The organism is Paenibacillus sp. UNC496MF (assembly GCF_900113915.1).
Classification (GTDB): domain Bacteria; phylum Bacillota; class Bacilli; order Paenibacillales; family Paenibacillaceae; genus Paenibacillus_Z; species Paenibacillus_Z artemisiicola.
In genome coordinates, this window is the sequence record NZ_FORE01000029.1 from 1 (window position 1) to 10,529 (window position 10,529).

Here is a 10,529-nt window from a genome sequence, read left to right on the forward strand (position 1 = left end):
TAGGTATGCCATTTCTTCCTCTACGCTGCCAAACTTTGTCTTCGGTTTACCCTTTCGCGAAGCTTCTTGTACGAAGGGCTGCCCTGCCCGATGTCGTTTGACCCATACCTCTACCTGCGTTTTGTTTTGTATTCCTAGACGCTTCGCGACCTCACGGTACGCCAAGTTGTCCTCCGTAACCAGCCTCACTGCTTCTAGTTTTAAATCTTCAGGATAACTTTTGTTCGTACGACCTATTTTCCCCATGAAAAATCCCCTCCGGCAAACAACTAGTAAGTTCATCTTAACAGATGTCTTTTTCTTGTTGTCTACCGTGAGGGGATAATACCATGATCGCGGCTTTTTGTATGTATGGGATCAAGTTCTTGTCAAGACCAAATGACAAGAGTTGCCTCTCCTCGAGAACGCGCTCTCCCACGGCATGGAGTTGAGTCCCCGTCCGTCGGAGATCCGGATCGAGGCAAGTGAGAAGACGGCCGGCTGCTGCTGTCGAGCGGCGACAACGGCCCGGGCAAGCCGGGGCGGCTGACGAACTTCCGGCGGCGCCTTCAGGAAGATGGATTCGCAGGCAACGCGCCAAGCGGACTCCCCGACGTGCAGCGACAACTTGATGACATTCGACGGAGCAGCCCCAAGCAGTATTTGTTCAACTAACGGGCAGGTTTATGCAACCTATCCCCCTTTTTATCGTCTTACAAGCGGAGGGGGATTCGTATGCGGAAACCTATACTAGCAAGTGTTTTTTTAGTGTATGTGGTTGGATTGGTGGTACTGTATACGTTTCAACAATCGTTAGCCTCGGTTAGTTTTTATGAAATTACACCACCATGTAAAGATAGAATATCGGCACGGGGGAAACGGCTTGCTCTACGAGTGAGCGAACAAGGCTGAAATTAATCATATCATTCAATCAATGAGAGCAACTACATAACGGAAGACAACGCCAAACCCATGGACTGGCGGTGGAGGTCTTCAACTATACGATAAAGAAAACAGAATGATAATAGGTTGTCGTTTGGACCGAATCAAAATATCCAAATCAATGGAGTTTATTATCATATGACAAAAGATATTAATGACCGACTAAAAACCTTCTATGATGAATTTTTAACTGATAAAAATGTCGTCGAGGGAAAATGGGATTGAACTAACGGGACGCTATAGCCCAACATCAACAGGCTGCCGGCATGATCGGCAGCCTGTTTAACTAATGGACAGATTGGTTCCGAATCAAGGACGGGGAATTACGGAAAATGACAGCATGCTTGACTTGATCGTCGGACGGTGAAACCGTATGTGGCGAAGAGTCGACGCTGGCGGGAATGACCCGTGTAAGCATGGAAGGCTACGGAAATCTGGAGACTGAGCGACTAGACGCGCAGAACGTCGCGGTTACTGTAAGCGTTCTTTTTTAAACAGTGGGAAGGCATCCAACAACATCGGACCCGACGACTCTTAGAAGGCAGAACATGATTTCCATTTATATACATAACTTTGGTGAAAAGACGGCAAACTAGGGGGAAAGAAATCGGGAGGATCGGAAAGTGTCCAAAATCCGTTGGCTCCGCAGACCGATGAAAATTAAGATTCCGAAAACGCTTCGCGATTCCGTAGAAGAATTAAATGCCGCCAGTGCCAAAATCGCTTCCCGGATCGCCTATCTACGGCGCCGCTTCTCGGATAGCTCGGATATCGTCTATCATACGTTCACCACCCCCTCTGGCCTTGCTTGCGCGATGATCTATATCCAAGGCATAATCGATCTAACCATGGCTGAAGAACTCGTGCTTCGCTCATTAGCGGAAATCGATCCCGGCATGACAAACGACGATCTCTGCGAAATGCTGTTCGACCGCAAGGAACTGCCGATTGCCATGCAGATGATCAGCAGTTCGCTGACCGACGTGGAGCGGGGCATTCTGGAAGGAAAGCCAGCGTTGATGGTCGAAGGAGAGCGGCGAGTACTAATGCTCTCGTTATACGACGCGAAACAGCGCGCGATCAGCGAGCCGCCGAACGAATCGGTCATTCGCGGTCCGCGCGAAGCGTTTATCGAGGGCATGGAGACGAATCTCACGCTCATGCGCAAACGGTTGAAAACGCATCGTTTTACGGTCGAATCGATGCACATGGGCAGGGAAACGCATACCGCCGTCTCGCTTGTATACCTAACCGGAGTCTGCAAGCCGGAATTGCTTGCCGAGGCGAGGCGACGTCTATCTTCCATCGACATCGACGGCGTGCTCGGTTCCAGCTATATCGAGGAGTTCATCGAAGACGATCCGTATTCGCCCTTCCCGCAAGTGCAATATACCGAGCGGCCGGATGTCGCGTGCGCTGCAATGCTGGAAGGTCGATTCGTACTGGTCGTCGACGGGACGCCGATCGTGATCCTAGCGCCGGTCACACTATTCATGCTCATGCAGTCGGCCGAAGATTACTACCAGCGCTACATGGCGGCTACCTGGATTCGGATTATTCGGTACGCGTTCCTATTGATTTCGATCCTGCTGCCGTCATTTTATATCGCCATCACGACGTTTCATCCCGACATTATTCCGGAGCGATTGCTTGTCACCGTTTCCGCGGCCCGTGAGAACGTACCGTTCCCCGCGCTTCTGGAGGCGTTCATTATGGAGCTCTCGTTCGAAGCGCTGCGGGAAGCGTCCCTGCGTATCCCGAAAGTGATCGGCCAAGCCGTCTCCATTATCGGCGCGCTGATCATTGGCACCGCTGCGGTACAAGCCGGCATCGTGTCCGCCAGCATGGTCATCATCGTCTCCATGACGGGCATTGCATCGTTCATTATCCCGCATTATGACCTGGGGCTGGCTTTTCGCCTCATTCGGTTTCCGATTATGATCTTGGCAGGCATGTTCGGCTTGTTTGGCATCGCCTGCGGCATGATTCTGCTGTATTTTCATCTCATAGAACTGCGTTCGTTCGGACTGCCTTATCTGGAGCCGCTCACGCCGCGTAATAAGAAAGACTTAAAGGATGTGTTCGTGCGAACGCCATGGTGGGCTATGAAGACGAATCCCTCATTTTCCGGCGCGTTTGGGGAACGTCGGCGGTCCAATGGCCGGAAATGGGCGTCGAACCAGGAAGAGGAGGAATAGCAATATGGTTCCGATTGCCCGCGCGCTCGGCATAGGACTGCTTTTGGTTGTCTTGGCTTGCGCAACGTGCGGTTGCTGGTCGAGCGTCGAACTGAACGAACGCGCATTCGCCAGAGTGATGATGCTGGATAAATCTGCGAAGGGTATCGAGCTGACGCTGGGCTTCCCGCTAACTAATCGCTTGGTTGGGGGCAATAGCGGCGGTGCATCTTCGTCGACTACGGGGCCACCGTTCGCATTTGTCACAAAAAGCAGTCATGACGTCGGAGAGGCGTTCCAGCTTATCCAAGCCGATCTTTCGCGGCGCATCACGTTCGGTCAGCTTCGGAATATCGTGATCAGCAGGGCATTCGCGCAGGAGGGTATTTACCCGATCGCTGACTTCCTGATGCGTGATACCGGGGTCCATATCAATGCCAACTTATTCGTCGCCGATGGCTCAGCGAAGTTGCTCGGAACCATTCCGCTTACCTTCGAACGATTTCTGACGGAAATTCTAACTTCCTATTCGAAGCAGAAAGCGACCGTTATCGTATCCGCCAAAGACATGCTGATGAATACCGTGGAAGGAGGCGACTTCATGATGCCGATGCTTATATTTGGCAATGGCGGCGCCGAAATGGTTCGGAACGGGCAGCATTGGATGGGAACAGACGGAGCGGGAATTTTCCGGCAAGGAAAGCTTGTGGCCAAGATGTCGCCGCGCGAGACGAAGGCGGCTATGTGGATTCTAGACGAGATCGGGAGGAACATCATGCGAGTACCGTCGCCTTCTGACGGCAAAATCATCACGTTTATACTGTTCGGCAACGAATCCGATGTTAAGCCGGCATTGAATCACGGACACATCCGGTTCAACATCTCTTGCTCGGGATCGGCGCAAATCATCGCCAGCGAATCTACGCTCGACGTCACGGACAAAGCGAACGTCAAGATCCTGGAGAAACGCTTGGACCAAGAGTTGAAAAATCGCATACTTGCCACGGTTTCGCACACCCAACAGCAGCGAGCCGATGTGTTCGGCTTCGGGCAGCTTATTCGGTGGAGGCAGCCAAAGACGTGGAATAAGGTCAAGAACGACTGGCGGAACGTGTATCAGAAGCAGGTCACAGTTGATGCAAACGTCAAGATGAGAATTAAATGGATTGGCGGTGCGGAAAAGCCAGCCTGGAATTTGAAACTAGCAGAGGACGAGGTGGGGAAATGATCGCGGTTACCGTCGTATTCGGCTGCGTCGCTTATTACGAGTGGCGGTATCTTCGCAAGCTTAACCGGAGCAAACGCGCCTTCCGCATCGTGCTCGGTTTGTTGGCGTTGCTCTGGGTAATCGTGGTTACTGTCGAGCAGCTCAGACCGCGTTTCTCGATAGGCATTGCGTTTGCCGGCCTGTTTGATCCGCTTCAACGATTGTTATACCTGAAGTGAAGAAGGAGGGGGCTCCGTGAAGGGAATCACGCAGTTTCAACTATATACGATGCTTACGCAATTTCTCTTCTCGACCGCCATTGGCTTCTTCATCGGTCCGCTCGTTGAGATGGCCGGCTTCATGTCTTGGGTCGGCACGGTGCTCGGATGGGTGTTCGGCCTACTGTTATCCTACTTTACATTTCGGCTTCTCCGGAAGCGGCCCGATTCATATCTGGGGGAATACGGCAAGGAGATCTTGGGCCGGTGGCCGCATTACCTCATCTTCGCGGTTGCTATACTTATTCACCTGTACATGGCGGCGTTCATTCTCCGTGAATTGACCGATTTCATCATTCAAATCTATTTACCAGGCACGCCGGGCTGGGCGGTCGCGACCTTATTCGGGTTGTGCATCGCCCGGGGTACTCGGTCAGGAGTCGTAGGTTTTTTTCGCGGCGCACAGGGCTTATTCCTGTTTAGCGTCATCTCTGTCCTTACGTTTCCGCTGTTCTCTGTCAATCATGTCGACACCGAGAAGTTCGTGGCGCTCTGGACTGATTTTCATCCGCATGGTATCTGGGACGGCACGGTGCTGTCGACATCGTTCTTCGCTGAAATGTCGTTCATTACGTACCTGATCCCGCACTTCAATCATAAAGAAAAGACGTTCCGGACGCTTTTCTGGGCGAGCTTGACCGCGCTCGTAGTCGTCATCGTCAACATGATCGCCGTGCTGTTTTTGTTCGGGCCCGATTTGACGGCAAACATGACCTATCCAACACTGGAATTAATCCGTTACATGCGGGCAGGCTCGTTCCTGGAAAATCTCGACCCCATGCTGATCGTGTTCTGGCAGTTCAGCATGCTACTGAAAATCGGTTTATTCCTGCTCGTCGGCACGATCCTGGCTACGCACGTGTTCGGGCTAAAGGACCACAAACCGCTGTCCTACGGCATGTCCGCCGCCATGATTTTTCTGTCCCTGTATTTATTCGAATCGATGGCTGATATCGAGGTGATAACGAAGAGCAGTGGATCCGCTATGATGATCCTTAAAGCTGCGCTGCCGTCGCTCTACTTGTTCGTTGATTGGCTTCGGAACGGAAGAGGAAAGAACGCGCGTGCTGTGACAACGAAATGAGAAAAGAATGACGATTAGGAGGCCACCGTGACGCAATTGACAGCGCATTCATCCATTTCTATAATATGAATTGAAATAATTGATAGATATATCATATTACTGGAAAAGGAGGTGCCCGAGCTTTTGGGTTTTGAGCAGGGATGAAGCATCCCAGAACGAATACGCGCGTTAAGGGAGGACTTTTGACAATGAGGAAATTGTTCGGACGATCCCGTCTCGCTTTGTTGCTTATGACGATATTCACGCTCGCGCTGCCGCCCGCGCTGGCCAATGGCGCAGCGGCGCCCGCTGCCGGCGATCCCGATGCCAGCGAATTGACGGTGTTCGATTTAAAGACGTTCATCGCCGCCCAACCAACATCCAAGTTAAGCTATGACTACTTGAAGCTAGCTACAGCGTTGCAGGGCGTCGTGAACCGGACGAATACGCAATTGTATTATTTCTATGAATCCAATTCGATTGCCAAAGAGGCGGATATGGATATCGACCATTTCTGGCTGGACGAGTTGCGCAAAGAAGGCGGCGCTTTGGCGGCGCGCACGCTGACAACGGCTGCATCGTTCTCCGACGTGCTCGACCGGTTTGTAAGCGCATTCAATGGCGTGGTCGTATGGGATGAGAACGTTCCCGCGACGGCCAACGTCGCTTCGACGGCGGCTGGCGCCGAAAATTTGCTGCCGGTACGATTCGACGAAACGCCGGGCAGCCCGTACGATGAGCTGGTCCTGAAACGGAACATACGGGTAGCGGTCAACCTGGTCGGCAAATTTTCCGGACAAGGGATGATTCCGGACACGGACCTCGCTTCGACAGGCAGCGCCAAGAACGACGCTTACCTGTGGGCAAAAGTCCGTTATTTGGACAGCGGCCTGACCAATCCGACGATGATGGCTTACGGGCTGGACGGCGTATCCTGGTCGATCAACCAATCGGCCAAAGATTTGAGCGCCCAAGTCGTATCGGTCGCCATGCCGGCCAAGCTGAAAGTCGGTCAGGAAATCGAAGTAGCGGTCACGTTCAAAAACACCGGCAAGACGACCTGGACGATGGCGGCCAACGACCGGCTCGGCTCGCTTGGCACGAACCAGATCAAATGGGGTAACCTGAACGGCGGGTTCTCGATCGATCCGGCCAATCAGCGGGTATTCCTAAGCGCGAACGAGCAAATCGCAAGCGGGCAGCAGAAGACGTTCCGCTTCACGATTATAGCGCCGAATGCGCCGGGCGTATATAAGTTCGACGCGGACATGGTACGCGACGGCGTGACGTGGTACGGCGCCAGTATCCAGCGAACCGTAGAAATAACGACCGAAGACCAGTCGACCGTGCCTCCGGCCGAAGTGCCCGTTCCTCAGGAAGGCCGGCAATTCGTCTACCCCGATCTGTTCAATTCATTCCTGCCGAACGCCGACTATTTTATCGCGAACAAAGCGTTCTTTTTTGACCTGAGCCCGGACGAGACGACGAAGCCGATCGACGACCGCAACCAGCCGCTCGGCACCGATTACAATACGCTGATCGAACTGCTGCGGTCCCAAAACGCCAGAGCGGGCGAAACGATTTTTACGATTGGCGGCTTCGTGCCGTGGTGGATCAAGTATACGAAGCATGCCGATTCGCAAGCGGGGCTGGAGCCAGTACAAGCGGAATGGAAGTACGCCGACATCATTTCCAAATACAATGCGCAGAAAGACGCGGACGCTTATGGCCTGATCGGCTTGTCCAACGCATCGGCGTTCAAGAACGTCCCGCTGAATGAGACATTCGCGCAGAAGAACGATAAAGGGAACAACGGCAAGACGTACGACCCTGCCACGAAGTATGTCGCCTTCTACATGGGCGACTACGACGCCGGCGCATGGACGGCAGGGGCGCTGCCCGCGCTCTGGAACGATCCGAAGCGCGGCGAGCTGCCGCTCGCATGGCCGCCGGTTATGGGGCTGTCCAAACGGATTCCGCAAATGTTCAACTACCTTTACGAAACAATGTCGCCGAACGACTATTTCGTAGCCGGCGATAACGGAGCCGGGTACTTGAACCCGATCATGCTGCTCGAAGAGAACCGTCCCGACGGGCTGCCGGATTTCTTGCACGTCTGGGAGCAGTACAACACCGAGATGTACGATAAATTCGACATCGACATCACCGGGTTCCTGATCAGCGGCAATAGCGGTTCGGTTCCGCTGCGCGTCCAGGAATCGTACAGCCGCTTCTCGCCGAACGGCGTCGGCAACAACGGCGGATTCGAGCAGCCGGTCGTGAACGGCACGCCGTTCGCCTGGGTGCAGGATTTGGGTCACGAAGTAAGTGATGCCGCCGAATACGGTAAACAGATCGCCGCGCAGTTACAGAAGAATCAAACGTTTTTCATGTTCCGGAACATCCTGACCAAGCCAAGCATGGTCGTCGATGCCGTCAATTACGTAAAAGAGCATTATCCCGAGCTGAAGTTCGAGGTCGTCGACCCATACACGTACTACCGCTTCTATAAAGAAGCGAAGCCGTGGGAAGTGCAGGCTCCGGTCACCTACGAGTCACAGGGAGCGAAGGCTGCCATCGCTGTTGACGGCGTTGCAGCACCCGGCGAGTGGGATGATGCGGCGGAAATGATCGTAAGCCCCGAGTCCGAGGATGTGAACAAATACGGAACGGCCTGGGGAGCAGAGACGGACGACCAAGACATCACCTCCAAGTACCGGATCAAATGGGACGACGACAACTTGTATCTGCTGGAGGAACGGATCGACGACGCTCTTCAATTTACGGAAACCGGATCGAAAATGTATCTGTCCGACGCGACGCTGCTCTTCCTCGATCTGGATCGCGGCAAGAACGGCACCGCATTCCGTGACGGCGACTACTCGATATTCCTAACGCCGAGCGGTCCGGACGGCAAGCCGCACATGTTCATGCGGGAAGGCCATAACGGCGGCATGCAGGAGTTCCCGTATTCGGACGGGACGATAACATCCAACGTGCGGACGGACGGCTACACGATGGAAGTGGCCATTCCGTGGAACAGCCTGCAAATCATGCCGTTTTCGCCGGCCGACGGCAAGACGGTTGGGATGACGTTGCTGGCGACCGACAATGACGGCCCGGGCAACTGGGGTCAGATTATGTGGCTTGGGGACGGCGACAACCAACTGAACTGGGGCGATATGAAGTTCGTCGCCAAACCGATCGCGACCCCGGCCGAAGGCATCGCCAAACTTCGCGTGCTGATCGTATCCGGCAACGTCGGACCAGTGCTCAAGTCGAATTTGCTCCAACGGTTGGAGCAAGCCGAGAAGCAGCTCGGCAAAAGCAACAATAACGCTGCCGCCGCGCAGTTCAACGGGTTCCGAAGCAACTTGAACGCGGACGGCATGCAATCGCAGATCACGCCGGAGCTGAAAGCAAAGCTGCTGGAGCTGGCCGATCGAATGGTGGAGTTGATAGAAGCGCTATAAGAGGTTTCGATAGCTAGGAGAAGGCTTCTCGCGAAGCCTGAGTTCCAGTCTAGGATTTGAGCGCTGGCGCTGGTGGGAGCAAGACGATCGGAAAGCAGGCATTCTTATCGAGCGCAACCGCTATAGGTTGAACAGTCAAGCACTGATTTTAAAGTTGAGCTGGATGTTAATTAACATTCTCTCGCAAAAACGACGGCTGCCATCCTAGGTGGTCGGCTGCCGTCGTTTTAACAGGGAAGATAACACATACTATAATCAAATGCCATTCATTTATTGCTTTTCTTAAAGCCTAGTTCCTCCGGTGGCATCAATAAATTGCCCCGTGATCCATCGTGCTTCCTCAGATGCTACAAACGCAACTACATCAGCAACGTCTTCAGTGGTGCCACCTCTTCCGAAAGCAGACATTGATGCTGCTCCAGCAAGTCCTTCTGGGGTTGCGAGCATATCCTTATTCATATCAGTTGCCGTAATTCCCGGCCTTATTGCATTCACAGTAATGCCTTTTGATGCGAAATGCGGAGCTAACGCCAAAGTAAGTGTCTCAACGGCTCCCTTGGAAGTCGGATAAATGGTATGCATTGGACCGGCAACGCGAGCAGGCGCTCTCCACCTGGCCAACCGGCAATTCCAACCTTTCCTAAGAGTCATCCTAAACCTTAGTCCGAGGGATATCGGGATATAAAAACGCATGACACCGGATCCGGAGCATGCCCGTTGCGCGAATTTTCGCCTGAAGGATAAAAGAACGGGGAAGAAGGAAAGGAGATAAAGTTTCATTTATGACATCAAGTTCTTGTCATCCGACAACATATTATAGTGTCAGGTGACAAGAACATTATCTCATTAAAGGCCGCGATATTCGCGGCTTTTTGTAGGTATGGGATCAAGTTCTTGCCAAAACCAAACGACAAGAACTTGATCCCATTTCCGAAATTGACAAGAACTTGATCTCATTCCCGACGGTTGGCATGACCGGCGATGCGTACCGGATAATCCAAAGACGACAGGAAGGTTCCGTTGGCAGCATAACGGTTTTACTAAGCTTTAGTAATCGTCCATTTCGATTTTCATTTTGTAACTCAAGATGACGAAATCTGGTTTGATGGTTAAAATTACGTTTCTTTGCTAAAAATAAATTCTAGAGCTGTTCTGTTTATATTTAGCTGAAGAGGTGGATTTGTTCATGCGCGACATTCATTTGGTTCCGGTTTCCTATTTCCCATCAGAAAATCTTGAATTCCCCATGGTTGCTCACCTCCAAACCCTTACACCGAATCCATTATTTTACGTAAGAAATCATTTTGAATACCCGACAATCGATATGAACACCTGGTACCTTTCAATTGAAGAATTAGTGGATCAACCAATTAAATTTACGTATGATGATTTGAAAAACATGAATAAGGT

At 52.5% G+C, this 10,529-nt stretch carries 8 protein-coding genes; 6 read left to right on the forward strand and 2 right to left on the reverse strand.

The genetic code is table 11. The annotated features are described in order from the left end of the window. A partial coding sequence (locus BMZ79_RS33225) for a transposase (protein WP_090649501.1) occupies window positions 1–246 on the reverse strand: 246 nt, incomplete at its 3' end. A 1,328-nt stretch (window positions 247–1,574) separates the two neighbouring features. Between BMZ79_RS33225 and BMZ79_RS33230 the strand changes: the two genes are divergently transcribed. From BMZ79_RS33230 to BMZ79_RS33250, 5 genes are all read left to right on the forward strand, one after another. Continuing rightward, window positions 1,575–3,119 (forward strand): spore germination protein, encoded by a 1,545-nt coding sequence (locus BMZ79_RS33230; protein ID WP_090649504.1) that lies wholly within the window; start codon window positions 1,575–1,577, stop codon window positions 3,117–3,119. A gap of 4 nt (window positions 3,120–3,123) precedes the next feature. After that, complete coding sequence (locus tag BMZ79_RS33235; protein ID WP_177222474.1) at window positions 3,124–4,326, forward strand: Ger(x)C family spore germination protein; 1,203 nt, start codon at window positions 3,124–3,126, stop codon at window positions 4,324–4,326. Then, window positions 4,323–4,544, forward strand: a complete 222-nt coding sequence (locus BMZ79_RS33240; RefSeq protein WP_090649509.1) for a hypothetical protein — start codon at window positions 4,323–4,325, stop codon at window positions 4,542–4,544. The genes BMZ79_RS33235 and BMZ79_RS33240 overlap by 4 nt, the downstream gene beginning before the upstream one ends. A 16-nt stretch (window positions 4,545–4,560) precedes the next feature. After that, the gene (locus BMZ79_RS33245) at window positions 4,561–5,667 is read left to right on the forward strand and encodes a GerAB/ArcD/ProY family transporter (RefSeq protein ID WP_090649512.1); all 1,107 of its coding nucleotides are present in this window, start codon (window positions 4,561–4,563) and stop codon (window positions 5,665–5,667) included. A 230-nt stretch (window positions 5,668–5,897) separates the two neighbouring features. Next, complete coding sequence (locus tag BMZ79_RS33250; RefSeq protein ID WP_218154863.1) at window positions 5,898–9,119, forward strand: sugar-binding protein; 3,222 nt, start codon at window positions 5,898–5,900, stop codon at window positions 9,117–9,119. Between the two features lie 282 nt (window positions 9,120–9,401). Here the strand turns inward: BMZ79_RS33250 and BMZ79_RS33255 are convergent, their stop codons facing one another. Then, window positions 9,402–9,899: an SDR family NAD(P)-dependent oxidoreductase gene (locus tag BMZ79_RS33255; protein ID WP_371263842.1), complete on the reverse strand. Its 498-nt coding sequence runs from the start codon at window positions 9,897–9,899 to the stop codon at window positions 9,402–9,404. A gap of 406 nt (window positions 9,900–10,305) precedes the next feature. Between BMZ79_RS33255 and BMZ79_RS34925 the strand changes: the two genes are divergently transcribed. Next, a partial coding sequence (locus tag BMZ79_RS34925) for a molybdopterin-dependent oxidoreductase (protein ID WP_218154864.1) occupies window positions 10,306–10,529 on the forward strand: 224 nt, incomplete at its 3' end.